Annotated in this window: 21 protein-coding genes; 11 read left to right on the top strand and 10 right to left on the bottom strand. The window is 73.5% G+C overall.

Going from position 1 to position 20,870, the window contains the following annotated elements; genetic code table 11:
* Positions 1 to 32 precede the first annotated feature (32 nt).
* The 3 genes from Pdca_RS18355 to Pdca_RS18345 are packed head-to-tail and all read right to left on the bottom strand — an operon-like array spanning position 33 to position 3,177.
* Positions 33 to 821 (bottom strand): SDR family NAD(P)-dependent oxidoreductase, encoded by a 789-nt coding sequence (locus Pdca_RS18355; protein WP_085911229.1) that lies wholly within the window; start codon positions 819 to 821, stop codon positions 33 to 35.
* The gene (locus tag Pdca_RS18350) at positions 818 to 2,050 is read right to left on the bottom strand and encodes a cytochrome P450 (protein WP_085911228.1); all 1,233 of its coding nucleotides are present in this window, start codon (positions 2,048 to 2,050) and stop codon (positions 818 to 820) included. The genes Pdca_RS18355 and Pdca_RS18350 overlap by 4 nt, the downstream gene beginning before the upstream one ends.
* Entirely contained in the window at positions 2,047 to 3,177 is a 1,131-nt protein-coding gene (locus tag Pdca_RS18345; RefSeq protein WP_232021046.1) for a thiolase family protein, read from the bottom strand. Before Pdca_RS18345 ends, Pdca_RS18350 begins: the two co-directional genes overlap by 4 nt.
* A gap of 299 nt (positions 3,178 to 3,476) precedes the next feature.
* Between Pdca_RS18345 and Pdca_RS18340 the strand changes: the two genes are divergently transcribed.
* The 7 genes from Pdca_RS18340 to Pdca_RS18310 all read left to right on the top strand — a co-directional run bounded on the left by Pdca_RS18340 (position 3,477) and on the right by Pdca_RS18310 (position 9,863).
* A complete protein-coding gene (locus tag Pdca_RS18340; RefSeq protein WP_085911226.1) occupies positions 3,477 to 4,586 on the top strand; it encodes an LLM class flavin-dependent oxidoreductase in 1,110 nt (369 codons plus the stop codon).
* A gap of 6 nt (positions 4,587 to 4,592) precedes the next feature.
* Positions 4,593 to 5,351, top strand: a complete 759-nt coding sequence (locus tag Pdca_RS18335; protein WP_085911289.1) for an SDR family NAD(P)-dependent oxidoreductase — start codon at positions 4,593 to 4,595, stop codon at positions 5,349 to 5,351.
* Positions 5,352 to 5,423: 72 nt separating this feature from the next.
* Positions 5,424 to 6,239, top strand: coding sequence for an SDR family NAD(P)-dependent oxidoreductase (locus tag Pdca_RS18330; RefSeq protein WP_085911225.1), 816 nt, complete (start codon positions 5,424 to 5,426; stop codon positions 6,237 to 6,239).
* A complete protein-coding gene (locus Pdca_RS18325; protein WP_085911224.1) occupies positions 6,236 to 7,663 on the top strand; it encodes a phenylacetate--CoA ligase family protein in 1,428 nt (475 codons plus the stop codon). The genes Pdca_RS18330 and Pdca_RS18325 overlap by 4 nt, the downstream gene beginning before the upstream one ends.
* 47 nt (positions 7,664 to 7,710) lie before the next feature.
* Positions 7,711 to 8,661, top strand: a complete 951-nt coding sequence (locus tag Pdca_RS18320) for a PDR/VanB family oxidoreductase (protein WP_085911288.1) — start codon at positions 7,711 to 7,713, stop codon at positions 8,659 to 8,661.
* Between the two features lie 250 nt (positions 8,662 to 8,911).
* Positions 8,912 to 9,460, top strand: coding sequence for a hypothetical protein (locus Pdca_RS18315; protein WP_085911223.1), 549 nt, complete (start codon positions 8,912 to 8,914; stop codon positions 9,458 to 9,460).
* A 19-nt stretch (positions 9,461 to 9,479) separates the two neighbouring features.
* Positions 9,480 to 9,863 carry an Lsr2 dimerization domain-containing protein gene (locus tag Pdca_RS18310; protein ID WP_085911222.1) on the top strand — a complete coding sequence of 128 codons (384 nt, stop codon included), beginning with the start codon at positions 9,480 to 9,482 and terminating at the stop codon, positions 9,861 to 9,863.
* Positions 9,864 to 9,875: 12 nt separating this feature from the next.
* Here the strand turns inward: Pdca_RS18310 and Pdca_RS18305 are convergent, their stop codons facing one another.
* On the bottom strand, positions 9,876 to 10,547 hold the full coding sequence (locus Pdca_RS18305) for a TetR/AcrR family transcriptional regulator (RefSeq protein WP_232021045.1): 672 nt from the start codon (positions 10,545 to 10,547) through the stop codon (positions 9,876 to 9,878).
* A gap of 262 nt (positions 10,548 to 10,809) precedes the next feature.
* Here Pdca_RS18305 and Pdca_RS36970 point away from each other — a divergent pair, with 262 nt between their 5' ends.
* Positions 10,810 to 11,070 carry a hypothetical protein gene (locus tag Pdca_RS36970; RefSeq protein ID WP_232021044.1) on the top strand — a complete coding sequence of 87 codons (261 nt, stop codon included), beginning with the start codon at positions 10,810 to 10,812 and terminating at the stop codon, positions 11,068 to 11,070.
* Between the two features lie 7 nt (positions 11,071 to 11,077).
* On the opposite strand, the gene Pdca_RS18295 is transcribed toward Pdca_RS36970, so the two are convergent.
* From Pdca_RS18295 to Pdca_RS18270, 6 genes are all read right to left on the bottom strand, one after another.
* Positions 11,078 to 12,313: a CoA transferase gene (locus tag Pdca_RS18295; protein WP_085911221.1), complete on the bottom strand. Its 1,236-nt coding sequence runs from the start codon at positions 12,311 to 12,313 to the stop codon at positions 11,078 to 11,080.
* Positions 12,314 to 12,360: 47 nt separating this feature from the next.
* Entirely contained in the window at positions 12,361 to 13,281 is a 921-nt protein-coding gene (locus tag Pdca_RS18290) for a LysR family transcriptional regulator (protein ID WP_197719756.1), read from the bottom strand.
* A 49-nt stretch (positions 13,282 to 13,330) separates the two neighbouring features.
* Positions 13,331 to 14,155, bottom strand: a complete 825-nt coding sequence (locus Pdca_RS18285) for an HpcH/HpaI aldolase/citrate lyase family protein (protein WP_085911220.1) — start codon at positions 14,153 to 14,155, stop codon at positions 13,331 to 13,333.
* On the bottom strand, positions 14,152 to 15,312 hold the full coding sequence (locus Pdca_RS18280; protein WP_085911219.1) for an acyl-CoA dehydrogenase family protein: 1,161 nt from the start codon (positions 15,310 to 15,312) through the stop codon (positions 14,152 to 14,154). The genes Pdca_RS18285 and Pdca_RS18280 overlap by 4 nt, the downstream gene beginning before the upstream one ends.
* Positions 15,313 to 15,350: 38 nt before the next feature.
* Positions 15,351 to 16,226: an HTD2 family dehydratase gene (locus Pdca_RS18275; RefSeq protein WP_232021043.1), complete on the bottom strand. Its 876-nt coding sequence runs from the start codon at positions 16,224 to 16,226 to the stop codon at positions 15,351 to 15,353.
* A gap of 166 nt (positions 16,227 to 16,392) precedes the next feature.
* Entirely contained in the window at positions 16,393 to 17,544 is a 1,152-nt protein-coding gene (locus Pdca_RS18270; RefSeq protein ID WP_085911218.1) for a hypothetical protein, read from the bottom strand.
* Positions 17,545 to 17,743: 199 nt separating this feature from the next.
* On the opposite strand from Pdca_RS18270, the gene Pdca_RS18265 reads away from it, so the two are divergent.
* Genes Pdca_RS18265 through Pdca_RS18255 form a run of 3 tightly spaced genes read left to right on the top strand, consistent with a single transcriptional unit; the run spans position 17,744 to position 20,856 of the window.
* The gene (locus Pdca_RS18265) at positions 17,744 to 18,631 is read left to right on the top strand and encodes a methylenetetrahydrofolate reductase (protein ID WP_232021042.1); all 888 of its coding nucleotides are present in this window, start codon (positions 17,744 to 17,746) and stop codon (positions 18,629 to 18,631) included.
* A 28-nt stretch (positions 18,632 to 18,659) separates the two neighbouring features.
* Entirely contained in the window at positions 18,660 to 19,427 is a 768-nt protein-coding gene (locus Pdca_RS18260) for a class I SAM-dependent methyltransferase (protein ID WP_197719755.1), read from the top strand.
* A 55-nt stretch (positions 19,428 to 19,482) separates the two neighbouring features.
* The gene (locus Pdca_RS18255; protein ID WP_085911285.1) at positions 19,483 to 20,856 is read left to right on the top strand and encodes a DUF2252 domain-containing protein; all 1,374 of its coding nucleotides are present in this window, start codon (positions 19,483 to 19,485) and stop codon (positions 20,854 to 20,856) included.
* Positions 20,857 to 20,870 lie beyond the last annotated feature (14 nt).

The raw sequence follows: 20,870 nt of genomic DNA, 5'->3' as shown, positions 1-20,870 counted from the left end.
GTGGCGGTTCGATGCGGGCGCCGGTCTCCGGGTCAGTGCATGGTCCAGCCGCCGTCGACGCACAGGGTGCTGCCGGTGATGTAGGAGCCGGCCTCGGACGCGAGCAGCAGCAGCGGCCCGTCCAGCTCGTCCGGCTCGCCGATCCGGCCCATCCGGATCCGGGTGAGCGCCCGGGCGTGCGCACCCTCGTCGTCGAGCAGTGGTGCCGTCAGCTCGGTCGAGACGTAGCCGGGCGCGAGTGCGTTCACCCGGATCCGGTGCCGCCCGGACCACTGCTGCGCGAGATCACGGGTCAGCCCGAGCATCCCGGCCTTGGACGCCGAGTACGCGGCCTGCGGCACGGTGCCGGTGCTCAGCGCGAGCGCCGAGGAGACGTTGACGATGGAGCCGCCGCGCCCGTTGTCGATCATGGCGCGGCCGACGGCCCGGCACATCTGCAGCGTGCCGAGCAGGTTGGTCTCCAGCAGCCGGGCCGCGCGCTGCGGGTCGTCGTCCTCGGCGCGGGCGGCGTAGCCGGTGCCGGCGTTGTTCACCAGCACGTCCGGGCCGCCCAGCTCGGCGGCGGCCGCGACCAGCGCCCGGCAGTCCTCGTCCCGGGCGATGTCGGTGCGGACGGCGACGCAGCGCCGCCCCAGACCGCGCACCGCGTCGGCCACCGCCTCCAGCTCGGCGACCCGGCGGGCGCCGAGCACCAGATCGGCACCGGCGCGCGCCAGCACCAGCGCGAAGTGCGCGCCGAGCCCGGCCGATGCCCCGGTGACGACGGCGGTGCGCCCGTCGAGCCGGAACCGGGCCGCCGGGTCGTCCTGCGGCGTGCTCATCCGGTGCCCGTGCGCAGGGGGTAGCGCTCCATGCCGCGAGAGAGCAGCACCGGCGCCCAGTGCGGTTCGCCCGCCGGGACCGCACCCGGCAGCCGCTCCAGGATCCGGGGGACCGCGATCGCCGTCTCCAGCCGGGCAAGTGGAGCGCCCAGGCAGTAGTGCATCCCGACCCCGAAGCCGAGCTGGCGGCCCTGCCTGCGGGTGATGTCGAAGGTGTCGGGATCGTCGAACGCCGCCGGATCCCGGTTCGCCGACGACGGGCTGAGGAAGACCCGCTGGCCGCGGCGCAGCACCCGGCCGCGCAGCTCGACGTCCTCGGCCATCAGCCGAACCACGGTCTTGGCCGGGCCGTCGAAGCGCAGCATCTCCTCCACGGCCCCGTTGACCAGCCCGGGATCGGCGGCGAGCCGGGCGGCCTGATCGGGGTGGGCGAGCATCGCCCGCACCCCGCAGCCGATCAGGTTCGTGGTGGTCTCGTGGCCGGCGAACAGCAGCAGCACGCCGGTCGCGATGACCTCGTCGTGGGTCAGGGCGTCCTGCTCGTCGCGGGCGGTGATCAGCCCGGTCAGCAGGTCGTCGGCCGGCTCCCGCTCGCGGCGGGCGACCAGCTCGGTCAGGTATCCGGTGAGCTCACCCATCCCCTCGGCGCCGCTGCGGTGCCGGTCGGAGTCGGACAGGCCGCCGAACACCAGGCCGGTGATCCGGTCGGACCAGTCCTTGAACCGCTCCTGGTCGGCCCGCGGCACGCCGAGCATCTCGGCGATCACCGACGCGGTGAGCGGATAGGCGAGATCCCGGACCACATCGAGCTCACCGGGCGGTGCGGCGTCGAGCAGCTCGTCGACGAGCTCGGTGATCCGCGGGGCGATCCGGCCGACCGCGCGCGGGGTGAAGCTGCGGCTGAGCAACCGGCGCAACCGGGTGTGGTCGGGAGGATCCTTGAACACCATCCACTCGCCGAGGACACCGAACGCGGCCCGCAGTGCCGGATCGGCGTCCGGGCCGTCGAGCTTCGCCTTCCGGTAGGGGGTGATCCGGTCGGAGGAGAACCGGGGATCGCGCAGCGCGGTGGTGACGTCGTCGAAACGGGTCACGAACCACGACCGGAAGCGCTCGCTCCAGTGCACGGGATCGTGCTCGCGCATCGCGGCGAGCAGCGGATAGGGATCGGCGACCGCCTCGGGGGAGAGCAGGTCGGCGCCGGTGACGTCGGCGGCGGTCGGGGTCATGGTGCCTCCAGCACGGCGACGGCGCAGGCGTTCCCGTCCAGCACGGACACCCCGCCGCCCATCGTCTCGACCAGGCCGAGGCGGGCGCCGTCGACCTGACGGCCGTTCGCCAGGCCGCGGAGCTGCCACACGATCTCGGCGACCTGCGCGAGGCCGGTCGCGCCCAGCGGATGTCCCCTGGAGAGCAGTCCGCCCGATGGGTTCACCGGCAGCACGCCGCCGAGCGCGGTGCTGCCGTCGGCGGCCAGCCGGCCGCCGTCGCCGGGCGCGGCGATGCCGAGCGCCTCGGTGGTGACGATCTCGCCGATGGTGAACGCGTCGTGCACCTCCACCACGTCGAGATCGTGCACCGAGTCCAGCCCGGCTGCGGCGAGCGCGTCCGCCGCGGTGTCGCGGACGACGTCGTGCCCCCAGACGTGTGGTGAGCGGTCGTCCCACGGGGCGCCGCTGCGCAGCGCGATCCCCCGCACGGTGACCGCCGGTTCCGGGCCGGCCGCGCCGAGCACGGCGGCGGCCGCCCCGTCGGAGGTCGGGCAGCACTGCAGCACGGTGAGCGGATCGGCGATCATCCGCGACCCGAGCACCTCGGCGACGGTGTAGCGGCCGGAGTACTGGGCGCGCGGGTTGTGCAGGGCGTGCGCGTGGTTCTTCACCGACACCGCGGCCAGCTGTTCGGCGGTGACCAGGCCGTCGTGCAGGTAGCGGGCCGCACCCATGGCGTAGAGCGCGGGCAGCGCGAGCCCGCTGCGCTGCTCGGGATCGGTGGGCTCGGGGGTGATCGCACCGGAGAACGCGCTGCTCATGTGCTCCAGGCCGAGCGCGAGCACCCGGCCGTAGCGCCCGGTCCGGATCGCCTCGTGCGCCTCGACGAACGCGGTGGTCCCGCTGGCGCAGGCGTTCTCCACGGTGATCACCGGGATTCCGGTGATCCCGCAGGCGCGCAGCACCCGCTGGGTCACGCCCGGTGGGCCGAACACGGTGCCCGCCCAGACGGCGTCGATCCGGGTGTCGCCGGCGTCGGCGAGCGCCTCGGTGACCGCGGCGTGCGCGAGCGTGACGAGATCGTGCTCGGGCTGGCGGCCGAAGTGCGAGGTGCCGACACCGAGCACGGCGACCCGCCCGGTCACGGCGTCACCCGGCCACGGTGGGCCGCCGGTGCGGGGCGGGGGAGCGGTGGGGCGGGCACGGGGCCTCCGTGGACGTTGCAGGGGGTGGTCTCGATCAGGATGTAAACAAACCATCGGTAGTTAATCAACTCCCGACCGTCTCGCGTTCCTGCTGGTTCTCGGCAGTCGGAGGCGCGAATCTTGACATGGACGGTGAAGCAGGTCACTGTACGCCGACAGCGATAACTACCCACGGTTTGCCAACGTCGGACCGAGCGGGTGGTTCTGCTCCCACCCCACGAGCCAGGAGGATCCGACCGATGCAGTTCGGCCTGTTCGCCATGCCCGAGCACCCCCCGATCGAGAACTGGACGCTGTCCTACGACCGCGACATCGACGACATCGTCCTGGCGGAGAAGCTCGGCTTCTCCGAGTACTGGATCGGCGAGCACCACACCGGCGGCTTCGAGAACGTGCCGGTCCCCGAGTTCATGATCGCGAAGGCGTCCGCGGTCACCAGCCGGATCCGGCTCGGCACCGGGGTGGTGAACCTGCCCTACCAGGACCCGTTCCAGGTCGCCGAGCGGCTCGCGTTCCTCGACCATCTGACCCACGGCCGGCTCGAGTACGGGTTCGGCGGCGGCGGTCTGCCGACCGACCAGGCACTGTTCGGGCTGGAGCGGGCGGAGGCGGCCCCGCGCACCAGCGAGGCGCTGGAGATCATCGAGCAGCTGCTCACCTCCGACGACCCGGTGAACTACGAGGGCGTCTACTGGAAGTACGAGAACCGCCAGCTCCAGGTCGGCCCGTACCAGGAGGTGCCGCCGTTCGCGGTGGCCGGCCTGACCGGGACGCACAACTACGCCCGCTGCGGGTCCAAGGGCTGGAAGGCGCTGTCGGTGTACTTCGCACCGACCGACAACCGTGGCTACGAGAACGCCCCGGACCTGCAGGCGCACGCCGCCGCGCTGGTCGGTGCGGCCGAGTCGGCCGGGCTCGATCCGGCGGTCGCCCGCCGGAACTGGCGGGTCAGCCGCGAGGTCTACGTCTCCGACAGCCGCAACCAGGCGATGAACGAGATCCGCGAGGGCGTCAAGCGCTCCTACGAGTACCTGCTCGGCCTCGGCCTCGGCGCCCTGATGAAGAAGGGCGACGGGATGGACGACGCCGACCTCACCTTCGAGTGGATGGTCGAGGAGATCCCCTGGATCATCGGCAGTCCGGAGGACTGCATCCGTCAGCTGCGTGAGCTGGAGGAGGGCACCGGCGGCTTCGGCACCTTCCTGATCAACGCCCGGGACTGGGTGACCACCGACCGATGGAACCGCTCGCTGGAGCTGTTCGCCCGCTACGTGATGCCGCAGTTCACCCCGCGGGAGAACATGGCGCGCCGCAACCGGCTCGCCGACGTCGCACTCGGGCGGGGCTGAGCCGTGGTGAGCAGGTTCGAGGGGCGGGTCGCCGTCGTCACCGGCGGCGTGCAGGGGATCGGTCAGGGCATCGCACTGCGGCTGGCGGCCGAGGGGGCCGCGGTCGTCATCGGTGACCTGCAGGACGACGACTCCACCGCACGGCGGATCGTCGCCGACGGCGGGCGGGCCGCGCACGTCGTGATGGACGTGCGCCGGCCCGGTGACTGGAAGCGCCTGGTCGACGAGGCGGTCGGTGGCTTCGGCGGGGTCGACGTGCTCGGCAACGTCGCCGGGGTGACCAACACGATCGGCCCGGACAACGTCGTCGAGCTGACCGAGGCGGGCTGGAACCACGTCGTCGACACCGACCTGAAGGGCGTCTGGCTGGGCATGCAGGCGGTCATCCCGCGGATGCTCGGCGGCGGCGGTGCGATCGTGAACATCGCGTCGATGGCCGCGCTCAAGGGGCTGGAGAACCTCGCCGCGTACTCCGCGGCGAAGGGCGGCGTCGTCAGCCTGACCCAGCAGGTCGCGATGGAGTACAGCCCGCGCGGGATCCGGGTCAACTGCATCTGCCCGGGCACGATCGACACCCCGATCCTGGCCGGCATCACCGACGAGATGCGGGCCAACTTCACCGACGCGCACCTGATCCCGCGGCTCGGCACACCCGCCGACATCGCGGCCGCGGCGGCGTTCCTGCTGTCCGACGACGCGAGCTTCTGCACCGGCGAGATCCTCCCGGTGGACGGTGGCTGGAACACCAAGGGCAGCGCAGGCTGAGGGCTCCCGGCCGGGCGGGACCGCCGAGCCCGCCCGGCCGGGCATCTGCACCGACCACACGAGGAGAGCTACATGAGCGACGACGGAGTTGCCGGCCGGACCGCACTGGTCACCGGGGGCGGCAGCGGCATCGGGAAGGCGATCACGGCGGCGCTGCTCGCGCGCGGCGCGAACGTCGTGGTGCTGGAGCTGTCGGCGGAGAACATCGCGGCGGCCGACGCGGAGCTCGACGGCGGCGACCGGCTCGCCTGGCACGAGGGCTCGGTGGCGGTCTCGGCCGACGTCGACGCCGCCTTCGCGCTCGCCGCGCAGCGTTTCGGCACCGTCCACCACCTCGTCAACAACGCGGGCACCGCCTCGCTGTCGCTGATCCGGGACTGCTCCGAGGAGGACTGGGACCTGATCGTCGGCACCCTGCTCAAGGGCACCTTCCTGGCCACCAGGGCGTTCGCCCGGCAGGCGATCGAGGCGGACGAGGGCGGCAGCATCGTCAACATCTCCTCGCTGAACGCGGTCGCCGCCACCGACGGTCTCGGCCACTACTGCGCCGCGAAGGCGGGGGTCGCCCAGTTCACCCAGGTCACCGCCGGTGAGCTCGGCCGGCACCGGATCCGGGCGAACGCGATCGGGCCGGGCACGGTGAACACCCCACTCGGCGCCGGGTTCACGGTCGGCCGGATCGGGCAGGAGTTCCTGGACCGGACGCTCATCGCGCCGCCCCGGCACCAGGAGGCGCAGGACATCGCCGACGTCGCCCTGTTCCTGATGTCACCCGCCGCCGGACGCATCACCGGGCACTTCCTGCCGGTGGACGGCGGCCAGCACGTCCGCGGGCTGCACTCCTACTGGGACGTCGCCGAGGCACAGGGACTGGTGAGCCGCCCGTGAGCACCGCGACCGGGTCCGCAGCGCGCGCCGAGGAGCTGGACGCGCGCGGCTTCCCACGTTTCTGGGACGCCGAACGCGAGACCAGGCCACACGCCGAACGCGAACGGCTGGTCCTGGAGCGGATCCGGCACCAGCTGCACTACGTGTACGCCGAGCTGCCGTTCTACCGCAGGCACTACGACGCGCACGGTTTCCATCCCGACCAGGTGCGCTCGCTCACCGACTTCACCACCAAGGTTCCGGTGATCACCAAGCGGATGCTGGTCGCCGACCAGGCCGAGCACCCGCCGTTCGGCAGCTACACCCCGCGCGAACCGGACGGCGGGATCGCCCGGATCCACGGCTCGTCCGGCACGTCCGGGACCCCCACCCTGTACGCGGTCTCGCACCGCGACTGGCAGCGGGCCGCCGACGTGCACGCGATGGCCCAGTGGTGCGCGGGGATCCGGCCGGACGACATCGCCCAGGTCGGCTTCCCGTTCGGGCTGTTCTTCGGCGGCTGGGGGGTGCTGCAGGGGCTGGAGCGGATCGGCGCGACCGTGTTCCCGCTCGGCGTGACCGAGTCGGAGAAGCACATCGAGCTCATCACCCGGCTGGGCTCCACGGTGTTCACCGCGACGCCGTCGTACGCGGTGCACCTGCTCTCGGTCGCCGAGCGGATGGGCGTCGATCTGGCCGCGGGCAGTGTCCGCACACTGCTGGTCGGCGGCGAGCCCGGGGGCTCCCTGCCCGGGACCCGCCGGATCATCGAGCACGGCTGGGGTGCGACCGTGATCGACGCGGGCTCGACCTCGGAGATGTACCCGTTCCAGACGAGCGTCGGCTGCCCGGCCGGCACCGGCACGCACCTGATCTCCGACGAGGTGCACACCGAGATCGTCGCCACCGGCGACCTCAACACGCCGATCCCGGCCGGTGAGCGCGGCGCGCTCGTCTACACCCACCTCTGGCGCGAGTCCCAGCCGATGATCCGGTTCGCGCCCGGCGACGAGAGCTACCTGAGCACCGAACCCTGCCCGTGCGGGCGGACGTGGCCGCGACTGCCGGAGGGCGTGCTCGGCCGGCTGGACGACATGCTGGTGATCCGCGGGGCGAACGTGTATCCCTCGGCGATCGAGACCGGCCTGCGGACGGTCCCCGAGCTCGGCCCGGAGTTCCAGATCCGGGTCAGCAGGCCCGGGGCACTGGACGAGATCACCGTGCTCGCCGAGCTCGGCCGGGACGCCGCGGCGGCACTGTCGGGCACGCCGACAGGTGCCGACGCGCTCCGGGCCGACATCGTGGCGCGGACCGAGGCGGCGCTGCGCCGGGCCGTCAACATCGGTGTGCCGGTCCGGCTGCTGGAGCCCGGCACGCTGCCGGAGACGACGTTCAAGGCCCGCCGGGTGGTCGACGAGCGTCCCCGGCCGGAGGATGCCCGTTGACCGTGCAGCAGGCGGCCGGGCGGATCGGCGAAGCGCCGGCGGGCAGCATCGGCACCGTGGTCCGCGACGTCGTCCCGGTGGCCGACGGTGTGGTCGCGATCGAGCTGGTGCCCGACGGTGGCGGCCCGCTGCCCGCCTGGGAGCCGGGCGCCCACATCGATCTGTTGCTCGGCCCGGACCTGGTGCGCCAGTACTCGCTGTGCGGCGACCCGGACGATCCGCGGAGCTGGTGGATCGCGGTGCTGCTGCGCCCGGACGGCGGCGGCGGATCACGACGCGTGCACGCCCTGCGCCCCGGTGACCGGGTACCCGTGCGCGGACCGCGCAACGCCTTCCGGCTGCACCCGGCACCGCACTACGTGTTCGTCGCCGGCGGGATCGGGATCACCCCGATCCGCCCGATGGTCGCCGCGGCCGTCCGGGCGGGCGCCGGCTGGACCCTGCACTACGGCGGCCGCTCGCGCACCACCATGGCCTTCGCCGGTGAGCTGGCCCGCTACGGCGCGCAGGTCCGGCTGCACCCGGAGGACGAGCACGGCCCGCTCGATCCGGATGCCGTCGTGGCCGGTGCGCCGCCCGGCGCACTCGTCTACTGCTGCGGCCCGGCCGGGCTGATCGACGCGATGACCGCGACGACCGCAGGCACAGCAGGTACGGCAGGCACGACAGCCGGGACGCTGCACGTCGAACGGTTCACCGCCGCGCCCGCTGCCGATCCCGCCGCCGACGCGGCGTTCGATGTGGAGTGCCGCGCCTCCGGGATCACGGTGCGGGTACCGCCGGGGGTCTCGGTACTCGACGCGCTGGAGGAGGCCGGCGGTGTGATCGTCAACTCGTCGTGCCGCGACGGTGTCTGCGGCACCTGCGAGACCGGCGTGCTCGCAGGTGATCCGGACCACCGCGACACGGTGCTCGACGACGCCGAACGCGCGGCCGGTGAGGTCATGATGGTGTGTGTCTCCCGGTCCATCGGCCCGCGCCTGGTGCTCGACATCTGACACCACGCGGCGGGCCCGCGATGCACCCGGACGGCGGCACCGTTCGGCGCCGTGTGGAGACCGGACTCACGACACCTTGATCGGAGTTACACCGGTGTTCCTACAATCCCACCGATCAGGCGGAACGGTGGTCGGCGTGGCAACGTCGATCCCGCTCGGCAGTCGTTGTCGGTGAGTGTGGTGCGGTGGTGGTCCGCGATCGGTTCGACGATTGCGGGATGCCTCGGCATCCGGGTGAAGGGAGAAGGGGTTGGCCGAGACCTCGGGCGGCACCGGTGAGTCGGTGTCCGCGAAGTCCATCCAGGGTGAGCAGCAGCAGGACACGGGTTGGGTCAAGGCGTCCGAGGAGGACGTCGACCTCTACGTGGACCGGGTGACCGATGAGGTGCTGGCCTGCCGGGAACGGGGCAGGCATCTGTTCCCGACCATCCGGCAGGCAGGCATCCACTTCACCGGTGTCGACGACGACGGGCTGCTGTTGCGCCGTCTCGTCTGCACCTGCTGCGAGCTCGCCGTGCGGGTGGAGAAGTGGGAGGGCGCCCGCCGTGGCGGGCGGACCCGGTTCCAGCGGGTCGCATCCGGTCTGGAGTACCGGACCGGGCGGGACGGCCAGGAATACCTGGCGCCCAGTGGGCGTGGGCACATGACACCGCGGCAGATCGGTGATTCGGTGGCGTCGAAGGCGTTGTCCGGGCAGACGGTGTCGGCGCTGCGCAAGGCCGCCGAGCGCGCGCAGAAGGCCGAGAAGGCCGAGCAGGCCGCTCGGGCGCGCGATGCCGCGTCGGATCCGCAGGGCTGAGCGGGCAGGAGGCTGACACGTGGGTGTTAGAGAGATCCGGTACTGCGATCTCACCGGTACCGAGGACGGCGTGGAGTCGCACGAGATCCACCTCGACCAGATGCGGATCGCGATCGACCTGGCCGCCGGGGAGTACCAGAGGCTGTTGACGGTGTTGCGTCCGTACATGGATGCGGGCCGGATCGAGGCCTCGGTCCCGGACGGTTCGTCGGTGGCGGGTGCGCGTCGCAACGAGCCCCGGCGGCGGACCACCTCCGGTCTCACCGCCGAGCAGCGGCAGGAGCTGCGCCAGTGGGCGGAGGAGAACGAGATCGAGGTGCCCTCCAACAACCGGTTCAGCCAGGCGCTCGTGCAGCGCTGGAGGGAGGCTCACGAGGAGCCGGCACCGGCATCGCAGGAGTGAGTGCCGCCGGGTTCAGGACGGGTCGCCGCCCTCCGGGGCGGTGGCCACGATCCCGGCGACCAGCAGTTCCAGGCCGAGTGCGAGGTACGCCTCGCGCTCGACCCCCTCGCTGAGCGGGCCGGCCGCCTCGACCAGCCGCGGGTAGCGCCGCACCGGGAGCGCCTCGAGACGCTCCCGGGCCCGGCGCCGCTCCGGCGATGGTCCGTCCGGCTCCCGGACGACGACCCCGGAGCCGCCGGCGGCCAGCGCCGCCAGCGAGGCGATGGCGTGCCGCGCGACCTGGGTGGCGGGCCCGGGTGCGAACCCGCCGCGCCGCAGCAGGTCCAGCAGGGACTCGGTGATCTCCAGGCCGTGTTCCGAGGTGATCGTCCTGGTGGTCAGCAGGCCTGCCGCGATCGGGTCCCGGCACAGCGATCGCAGTATCGAACCGAGCAGCGAGCGGATCCCGCCCGGCCACGGCAGCGCCGGATCGACGCCGGGATCGACCCGGTCCAGTGCCGACTCGGCCATCCCGTCGAGCAGCTCGTCCTTCCCTCGGACGTGCCAGTAGAGCGCCATCGGCGTGACCTGCAGCTCGGTGGCGACCCGGCGCACCGTCACCGCACGCAGCCCCTCCGCGCCGGCCAGGTCGTTCGCGGTCGCGATCACGCGTGCCCTGGTCAGCGGGGTCTCCGGCCGGTTCACCGGGTAACTGTACAACGTATAGCTCAATCCTGTACAACGTAGAGGACTGACCCTCGGGAGGTCCGATGAACCTGCAGCGATGGCTCTACCGCGGTGGACGGCCACGCCGGATCGCCCGGCTGCTCGACCACGCGACGGCGGCGCTGAACGGGCGGGGTCTCGGCGCCGACCGGCTGGTGACGCTGGAGGTGATCGGCCGGCGCAGTGGCCGCACGATCGCGGTGCCGCTGGTCCCGGCCGTCGTCGACGGGAGCGTCATCTGGTGTCGATGCTCGGCCCGGACGTCAACTGGGTGCACAACGTCCGGGCGGCGGCCGGCCACGCCGTGCTGCGGCACGGCGAGCGGGAAGCGGTCCGGCTGGTGGAGATCGCGCCGGGACTGCGGGCGCCGGTGCTGCAGGAGTACCTGCGACGCGCCCCGCTGGCCCGGGCCCACCTGCCGGTGCGGCCCGGCGCCCCGCTCACCGAACTCGCCGCCGTCGCGGACCGGATCCCGGTGTTCCGGGTGCTCTCGGTGCGATGACCGCCGATCAGCCGATCACACCGCGATCGTGCAGCGCACCGATCTCGGCGGCAGAGAGACCGAGCTCCCCGGCGAGGATCTCGTCGGTCTCCCGGCCGAGCCGGGGCGCGTCCCCGGCCGCACCGTGCGCACCGTCCCAGCGGATGGGGGAGCGGGCGGTGATCGCGGCCGTCCCGCCGGGCATCACGATGTCGGTGAGCAGCGGATGCGCACCGGCGCGGTGCTCGTCGACGACGTGGGTCATCCCCTGGTAGCGCCCCCACAGGACGCGGGCCCGGTTCAGCTCGGCCTCGACGGTGGCGGAGTCGCGGGCACCGAACCACGGCCGCAGCACGGCGGCGATGGTCTCGCGGAGCCGGTAACGCTCGGTCTCGTCGGTGAGGTCGGCGTCGAGCGCGGTCTCCAGTGCGGCGAAGACGGCGTCGGTGCCGGTCACCGTGATCAGCGCGCTCCACTGTCCCGGGGTGAGCGCGACGACCATCACCCGGTGGCCGTCGGAGCAGGCCACGTCGATACCGAAGCTGCCGTACACGTGGTTGCCGTGCCGGGGCCGCTCGTGGCCGGTCTCGGCCGCCTCGGAGAGCCAGCCGAGGTTCGCGACGCCGGCGAGTGCGACGTCGGACAGCGCGATCTCGGAGTAGACCCCGCGCCCGGTGCGGCTGCGCTGGTGCAGCGCGGCGAGCACCGTGGTGGACACGGTCAGGCCGGTGACCAGGTCCCACGCCGGCAGCACGTGGTTGACCGGCGCCGCACCCTCCTCGCTGCCGGTGATCTGCGGGATGCCGACCTCGGCGTTGACCGTGTAGTCCACCGCGGGCCGCCCGTCCGGATAACCCTGCACGCGGACGTGGATCAGGTCCGGGCGCCGGGCGGTGAGCACGTCGTTGGCCATCCAGCGCCGACCGACGACGTTGTCGACGAGCACACCCCGGTCGTCGCCGGGGCCGGTGGCCAGCGCGACGACGAGCTCGCGGCCCTCCTCGGAACGCAGGTCCAGCGCGATGGACCGCTTGCCCTTGTTCAGCGACGCCCAGTAGTACGAGTCGCCGGTGCCGTGCCCGGCCGCGGGCCAGCGGCCGTGGTCCGGTCCGCCGCCGAGCGGATCGATCCGGATCACCGAGGCGCCGAGCTGGGCGAGGGTCATTCCGCCGGTGGGCCCGGCCACGAAGCTGGCGCACTCCACGACGTGCAGGCCGGACAGCGGGCGGGTGCTCTCCGGGGAGGTCGGTCGGGTGGTCGTCACGTCCGGTGTGGCTCCTCGGCTCGGGTGGCACGGATGATCACGGATGATCACGGATCGAGGGTAACCGGGCCGTCGGGCGGCCCTTCGGCACGGAACCGGGCGACGACGAACTCCGCGAACCGGGCGACCACCGGTGGGCGGGGCCGGTCCCGCAGCCAGGCCAGGCCGATCATCCGGTGCGCCGCGCCGTCGGTGAGCCGGAGGTGACCGACGCCGGGCTCGGCGCGGTGCGGGCGCGGCTCCGGCACGATCGCGACGCCCAGACCGGCGGCGACGAACCCTTCCAGGGTGCCGATCTCGGTGCCCTCGAACGCGATCCGCGGTGCGAACCCGGCACGCGCGCACAGCTCGTCGGTCAGCCGGCGGAATCCGATCGGCTCGCGCAGCGTCACGAACGGCTCGTCGCCGGCCTCGGCGAGTGCGATCCGCTCGCGGCCGGCGAGCCGGTGCCCGGCCGGAACGGCCAGACACAACGGCTCGCGGTGCAGATCGGCCCAGGCGATCCGGTCGTCGTCCGGGCGGGGTGCGGTCAGCCCGATGTCGACCCGCCCGGCGCGGACGTGCTCGACGATCTCGTGCCCGACGGCCTGGGTGAGCTCGAAGGTGACGCCCGGTGCGTCGGCGCGGTGCGCCCGCAGCACCTCGGGCACCAGCCCGGCGGCGATCGAGTGCAGGAACGCGATCCGGATCGTGCCGCGCCCCGGATCGCGCAGCGCGGCGATCCGTTCCTCGGCGGCGGCGAGCTCGGCGAGGCTGCGCCGGGCGTGCTCCAGCATGATCTCGCCGTAGGGGTTCAGCCGGAGCCTGCGGTTGACCCGGTCGAACAGCGGCGCGCCGACCCGCCGTTCCAGCCGGCCCAGCGCCCGGGACAGCGTCGGCTGGGCCAGTGACAGCCGTTGCGCGGCCTGCGTCATGTGCTCGGTCTCGGCGAGCGTCACGAACCACTCCAGCTCGTCCACGGTCGTCACCCGGGTCATGATGTCAGCCACCACGATGCCGCGGGTGCATCGAGACAGGTCAGGGTGCCGCCTGCCGGAGCACCTCGCGGGCGTGCGCGAGCAGCGGGGCGTCGACCATCCGCCCGTCCAGCCGGAACACGCCCCCGCCGTGCCGCTCGGCGGCGGCGAGCACCGCGTGGGCGTGGGCCACCTCGTCGTCGGTGGGCCGGAACGCCTTCCGCACGACCGGCACCTGCACCGGATGGATGCACGCCTTCGCCGCGAACCCGGCGACGACGGCGGCCGCGGAGTCCGACCGGAGCGTCGTCAGGTCGTCGATGTCGACGAGCACTGTGTCGACCGGCGGGACGCCCGCGGCGCGGGCGGCGTAGAGGATCCGGATCCTGGCCTCCTCGACGGCCGGACGGTATCCGCCCCCGGGAGCGCGCCCCGCTCGGCCACCGAGATCGGCGACCAGGTCCTCGCTGCCCCACATCAGGCCGGCACAGCCGGGCGCGGCGGCGATCTCCGGCGCGGCGAGGACCCCGCGGGCGGTCTCGCACAGCGCGATCACCGGATGCGGGGCGAGCGCCTCGACGTCGGCGGCCCGGGTCGCCATCGGCAGCATCACCGCGACGCCCGGATGGGCGGCGAGTGCGGCCACGTCGTCGTCGAACCAGGGGGTGCCGGGCGCGTTGACCCGCACCAGCACCGCGGCCGGATCGAGATCGGGGAGCGCCCCGGCGACGGCGGCGCGGGCGGCGGCCTTGTCGTCCGGGCCGACGGCGTCCTCCAGGTCCAGGATCACCGTGTCCGCCGCGGCGGCCGCCTTCGCGAACCGGTCGGGCCGGTTGCCGGGGCAGAACAGCAGCGCGGGTCCGCGGAGCGTGTATCCGGGGTTCATCCGCGGTCCAGTCCGCCGCGCTTGACCAGCTGGGCGGCGATCACGTTGCGCTGGATCTCGTTGGTGCCCTCGCCGACGATCATGAGCGGCGCGTCGCGGAAGTACCGCTCGACGTCGAACTCGGTCGAGTAGCCGTACCCGCCGTGGATCCGGACGGCCGACAGCGCGACCTCCATCGCGGTCTCGGAGGCGAACAGCTTTGCCATGCCCGCCTCCATGTCGCAGCGCCGGCCCGACTCGTACTCCCGCGCGGCGTGCAGGATCAGCTGGCGGGCCGCGGTGATCTTGGTGGCCATGTCGGCGAGCAGATTGCCGACCGACTGGTGCTGCCAGATGGGCTTGCCGAACGACTCCCGGTCCCGGGCGTAGCGCAGCGAGTCCTCCAGCGCGGCGTCGGCGACGCCCAGCGCGCGGGCCGCGACCTGGATCCGGCCGGTCTCCAGGCCCTTCATCATCTGCGCGAAACCCTTGCCCTCCACGCCACCGAGCACGGCGTCGGCCGGGACGGCCATGTTCTCGAACACCAGCTCGCAGGTCTCGACGCCCTTGTAGCCGAGCTTGGGGAGGTCCCGGGAGACGGTGAGCCCCGGCCCGTGCTCGACGAGCAGCACCGAGATGCCCCGGTGCGCCGGCTCGGCCGCCGGGTCGGTCTTGCACAACAGCGCGATCAGCCCGGAACGCCGGGCGTTGGAGATCCAGGTCTTCGAGCCGTCGACGAGGTAGCCGTCGTCGGTCCGGCGGGCCCGGGTCGTCATCGCCTGCAGATCGGAGCCGCCGCCGGGCTCGGTGAGCGCCATCGTGGCGCGCAGCTCCCCGGTGGCCATCCGGGGCAGGTAGCGGTCCTGCTGCTCGCGGGTGCCGAACGCGACCAGCAGCTTCGCGACGACGGTGTGCCCGCCCATCGCGCCGGCCAGGCTCATCCAGCCGCGGGCGAGCTCGGCGGTGACCAGCGCGTAGCAGGGCATCGAGACCGGCGCCTCGCCCCACGGCTCGGGGACCGCCAGCCCGTAGATCCCGAGCTGCTTCATCTGCTCGATCCACTGCTCGGGATAGACGTCGGCGTGCTCCAGCTCGTTGACCCGGGGCTTCACCTCCCGGTCGACGAAATCCCGGACCGTGTCGACGACGGCCTGCTCCTCGGTGTCCAGCGCACCCATGGCGCGGACCTCCTGATCCTGGTCGGTGGTGGTGGCCCTCAGCGGAACCGGACGGTCGCGGTCAGCGACGGGGCGACACCCTCGGCGGCGACGGCGATCGTGGCACCGTCGGCGTCCCGGTCGCCGGTGGCGAGCAGCGTCGATGGCAGGAAGGCCGGCCGGGACAGCCGGTACCCGAACTCGGTCACGGTGTCGCCGGGCGCGTGCACCCGGGGCAGTTCGAGCGCGAGCAGGGCCATCAGCGGCCCGTGCACGACGAGATCGGGATAGCCCTCGACGGTCGTGGTGTACGGGTGGTCGTGATGGATGCGGTGGCCGTTGTAGGTCAGCGCGCTGAACCGCGACAGCAGCACGGTGCCGGTGGCCAGCGACCGCCGCCACGCCCCGCCGGGATCGGGCTCGCCGGCCTCCGGACGCGGGATCACCCGGCGCTGCGCACCCTCGGGCTCCGAGCGGTAGACGATCTCCTGCTCCTCCACCGCGACGACCGCCGGATCGTCGCCGATCCGCAGCTCCTGGCGGACGGTCACGAACAGCATCTCGCCGGTCCGCCCGGACTTCGGTGTCACCGAGGCGACCGCCGCGCTGCCGTGCAGCAGCGCGCCGAACGGGATCGGTGCGTGCTGGGTGAACCGGCCCCCGGCGAACATCCGGCGACGCCCCGGGACCGGCGGCAGGTGCGGCCCGTCGGCGGGATGCCCGTCCTCGCCGAGCTCCGCGGTCCGCGGGTGCCCGAGCAGCACGAACCAGTGCCACAGCGGGGGCAGCGGTGCGCCCTCGGCGAGGTCCGGGGGAGCGGCGTCGACCAGGTCGGCGAACGCCGCGGCGAGCCACGGGTCGACCCGCCGGCTGGTCCGGACGGTCGGCGGATCCCAGTCGCGCACCAGATCGGCCAGGCTCGCGGTGTCGGACACGGCACTCCTCTCGTACTGCTCGTCTCCTACTGCTCGGTCGCCGGGCCCACTCTGGTCGCTCGGGCTCGATGTGTGAAATGCAGATCAGCTGCCTGCATGATGTGTGCGGTGCATGACGAGCCCCGCGGCACCGGCGGCCTTCGCCGCGGCACCGCCGGGTGGTCGCTCAGCGGCTGCCCGCCGGCTCCTCGTCCCGGTCCAGCCGGGCCCGCCGCTCCTGTTCCCGCCGGCTGTACGCGGCCTGCCGGACGGCGCCCTCGTCGGCGAAGCCCGAGCCCAGCGCCCCCGCGATGGTGCCCATCGACGCCGACAGCACGGCGATCATCAGGTAGTCGTCGAACCCGGCCTCCCGCATGATGTTCGTGCCGAGATAGTCCGGCGGGATGACCAGCGCCGCCGCGGTCAGCGTGATCCCGAACAGCAGCACGTACATCGTGAGCACGCCGAAGGCGACCGTCAGCACCGTCGACAGGTTCGACAGCAGCATCTCCTCGCGCAGCGACCGGCTGCGCCGGGACTCCCACAGCCCGTTGTCCAGGATCAGCCAGGTGGTCATCGCGATCAGCGCGACCAGCGTGATGGTCGCCTGCCTGCCGACGCTCAGCGCGGTCGCCAGCTCCCAGATGTTCGAGTAGAAGATGCCGAACGCGGCGCCGGCCGCCGCCGCGGCGATGGCGGGCGACAGGCTGGGCACGAGCCGCCACGGCCGGTTCGCCCGGACCATGCCGGCGAGCAGCCGGATCCGTCCGCGCAGACCGGTGAGGGAGAGCCGGACGTCCACCTCGTCCTCGACGCCCGCGCTGCCCGACCGGTCGTCGCCGTCGGCGTCCGCCGCACCGGTGTCGTCGGGATCGAGCCGGGTCAGCGAACCCGCCCGACCGGCGTCGGAGTCCTGGCCGACGCCCTCCCGCTCGCGGGACGGGAACAGATGCCGGGTGACCAGCTGGACCACGGTGTCCCGGCAGCGGCGGTACTGGTCGAACGCGCCCAGCGCCGGAAGCGACACGAGCCCGACCCGGGAACCGGTGGCGCCGTCGGCGACGACCGGGTCGCTCCCGGCCCGCCGGGGCAGGTCGGTGATCAGGACGACGGCGTCGAGATCCTCCCGGTCGCGGGCTCGCTCGCCGATCTCGGTCATCGGCAGGGCGCCGTGCTCGTCCAGCGCGATCCGGTCGTCGGAGACCCGGACCTCCCAGCTGCCGTCAGCATCACGATCCAGCACGCCGGGCAGCTCGCGGGCCAGCCGGTGCGCGAATTCGGTGGGCAGGCCGGGATCGGCGACGAGGCCGAGGACGGTGGGTCGGGACGATTCGGTCACGGCGCGGCACGGTAGGCGTCCGGTGCGGGCCACCGCATCCCGGAGGCCTGCGGATGTCACGATCGGGTGTGACGGGGGAGGAGTGACGCGGTTGTCCGGCGACTGTCCGAAACGGATGCGGTACGGCCCGTGCGGTGGGGTCCGGCCGGACCTGAGCTGCGAGCTCGGCACCGGGCCGTGTCCGTTCGCGGGACGGCCGGTGGAGCGCTGGGACGGCCCGCCCGTCCGATCCGTCCTCCCGCCGGCGCTGACCGGGCCGGGCCCGATGGTGCTCACCGACCTGACGTCCTCGCCCTACGACGCCGGGGCGCTCGCCCGGCACACCCGGATCCTCGCCGGCGCCTGCGACGCGCTGCTGATCGGGCAGCACCACGACGCCCCGGACTTCCCGCCGACGCTGCTCGCCGCACTCGTCCGGGAGGCGGGCGGACGGGCCTGGGTGACGCTGACCTGCCGGGACCGCAACCGGGTCGTGCTGGAACAGGACGTCGCCGGGCTGGTGGCGGCCGGTGCCGACGCCGTGCTCTGCGTGACCGGTGACGGCCGCGCGCCCGGCGTGCGCCCGGACGTCACCCAGGTGTTCGACCTGGACGGCACCCGGCTGGCCGCGATCGCCGCCGGGGCCGGGCTCGCCGCCGTCGTACCGGAGGCACCCGCCGCACCGCCGGTGGACCTGCGCCCCGCCCGGCTCGCCGAGAAGCAGCGGGCCGGAGCGGGTGCGGCGGTGTTGAACCACGCCGGGTCCCCGTCCCAGGTGGCCCGGTTCGTGGAGCGGGCCCGCCGGCACGGCGCCACCCTGCCGGTGCTGGCCGGGGTGGCCGTGTTCACCGACGAGCCGGGTGCGCGGGTACTGCAGGCGTTCCCCGGTCTGGAGCTCGATCCCGGCACGGTGCGGGCGGTGCTCTGCGCACCGGACCCGGTGGAGGCGGGGATCGAGGCCGCCGTCGACGAGGCGGTCGCGCTGCTCGCGGTGGACGGCGTCGCCGGGGTGAATCTGTCCGGCCGCGGCAGCTCCGGCGACCACACCGCCGGCACCGAGATCAAGGCCGAGATCGGCCGCCGGATCCGGGCCCGGGTGCGCGGGTAGACCGCCCGGCACCGGGTAGCCCGGGTGCATGGCCGATCCCGTCCAGGACCGCATGGAGATCGAGTTCGACACCGTCGCCGGCTGGACCGCGGAGGCGGTCGCCGAGCTCGGCGACGATCATGCCGAGCCGGCTGCCTGCCGCGGCAGCGCCAGCCCGGCCGGGCTGGACTGGCTGGCGCGGCGGTGCGGCCTGCGGCCGGGGGACCTGCTCGCCGACGTCGGCGGCGGGATCGGCGGGCCCGCCGCCCGCGCCCGGCGGACCACCGGCGCCGCGCCGGTGGTGATCGACCCGATGCCGGCGGCGTGCCGGGCGGCCACCTCGATGTTCGGCCTGCCCGCCGTCGTCGGCGGTGGCGACGCGCTGCCGCTCAGGACGGCGTCGGTGCCGGTCTGCTGGTGCCTCGGCGTGCTGTGCACGCTGGGGGACAAGGCCGCGCTGCTCGCCGAGGTGCACCGGATCCTGCATCCGGGCGGGGCGCTGGGCCTGCTGGTGTTCACGGCGGACGAGCCGCGCCCGCCCGGTGCGCCGGAGGGGAACGTCTTCCCGACCCGTACCGCGGTGCACGAACTGCTGGCGATGTCCGGGTTCGCCGGCACCGCCGAGGTGGCGCTGACCGAGCTGCCGGCTTCCCCAGCGCGGTGGCGGCAGCGGATCGCCGCGGTCGAGGGCGTCCTCGCCCGCGACCACGGTGCCGATCCGCGGTTCGCCGCCGCGCAGGACCAGTCCCGACGGGTCGGCGGGCTGATCGACGACGGGGTGGTCGTGGGGCGGCTGTTCCACGCGGTCGCCCGTTGAACCGGCCGCCCGGATGGCTATCGTGATCGCCTGCCACATCCTCGGGGGGAACCGGATGACGAGCGTGCGGGACGCGGCCGGGCGGGCCAGGGCGAATCTGAAGCGCCGTGACCAGGCTGCGCTGGTGTTGCCGGCGGACCGCGATCCGGTCGGTCTGCTGGAGGGCCAGCACGTCTCGCGGCTCGCGGACCTGGTGCCGGTCCGGGTCGGGCGGATGCTCCAGTCGCCGTTCGCGTTCTACCGCGGCGGAGCCGGGCTGATGGCGCGGGATCTGCGGGACGCCCCGGTCTCCGGGGTGGACGTCGTGCTGTGCGGTGACGCGCACATCTCCAACTTCGGGTTCTACGCCTCGCCGGAGCGGGAGCTGGTCTTCGATCTCAACGACTTCGACGAGGCGGGCATCGGCCCGTGGGAGTGGGACGTCCGGCGGCTCGCGGCGAGCGTGCACATCGGTGGCCGGGACATCGGGCTGTCCGAGGACGCCTGCCGGGATGCCGTCGTCGCCGCCGCCGAGGCCTACCGGACCGTGCTGCGGCAGTTCGTCGAGTTGTCCGCCGTGGAGCGCTACTTCTATCGGGTCGACACCTCCGAGGTCGCCGAACGGCTCGGCGAGGCCGGGCGCCGGACCTGGCTCAAGGCCACCGACAAGGCTCGCGGCCGCACCTCGGAGCAGGTGTTGCGCAAACTCACCGTGCAGTCCGAGAACGGAAGGCTGCGGATCGACGACCAGCCGCCGGTGCTGCAGCACGTGAACCACGCGACCGCCGACGACATCCCGCAGCTGTTCGACCAGTACCGCACGACCCTGCGCGAGGACGTCGCGTTCCTGCTGGCGCAGTTCCGGCCGGTGGACTTCGCGCTGCGGGTGGTCGGTGTCGGCAGCGTCGGGACGCGCTGCTACCTGATCGCCCTGGAGGGCCCGGCCGGGGAGGTGCTGTTCCTGCAGGCCAAGGAGGCGCAGGCGTCGGTGCTGACCAGCCACGGTGGCCGTCCGTCGGTGATCCCCGGCTACGAGGGCGGCGCGGACCACATCGAGGGACACCGGGTGGTCGCGGCGCAGCGGATCCTGCAGGCCACCTCGGATCCGTTCCTCGGCTGGATCACCGGCTGGGCGGGGGAGTCCGGCGACCGCCCGCGGGTCGACTACTACTGGCGGCAGTTCCGGGACATGAAGGGCTCGATCGACCCGGCGACGCTCTCGGCCGACGGATACCGCGCCTACGGGACGCTGTGCGCGGCGCTGCTCGCCCGCGCGCACGGGCAGTCCCCGGGTGGACGGGTGATCGCCCGCTATCTGGGCCGCTCCGAGCGGTACGCGCTGGCGACGGCCGACTGGGCTGCCGGCTACGCCGACGTCGCCGAGGCGGACTTCGAGACGGTCGCCGCGGCCGTCGCGGCCGGCCGGCTCCCGGTGGAGCGCGGCGTCTGACGGCGCGGAGCCGG

Origin of the sequence: Pseudonocardia autotrophica (assembly GCF_003945385.1) — a bacterium.
Taxonomy (GTDB): Bacteria; Actinomycetota; Actinomycetes; order Mycobacteriales; family Pseudonocardiaceae; genus Pseudonocardia; species Pseudonocardia autotrophica.
This window is presented reverse-complemented; position numbering and strand designations above follow the sequence as displayed.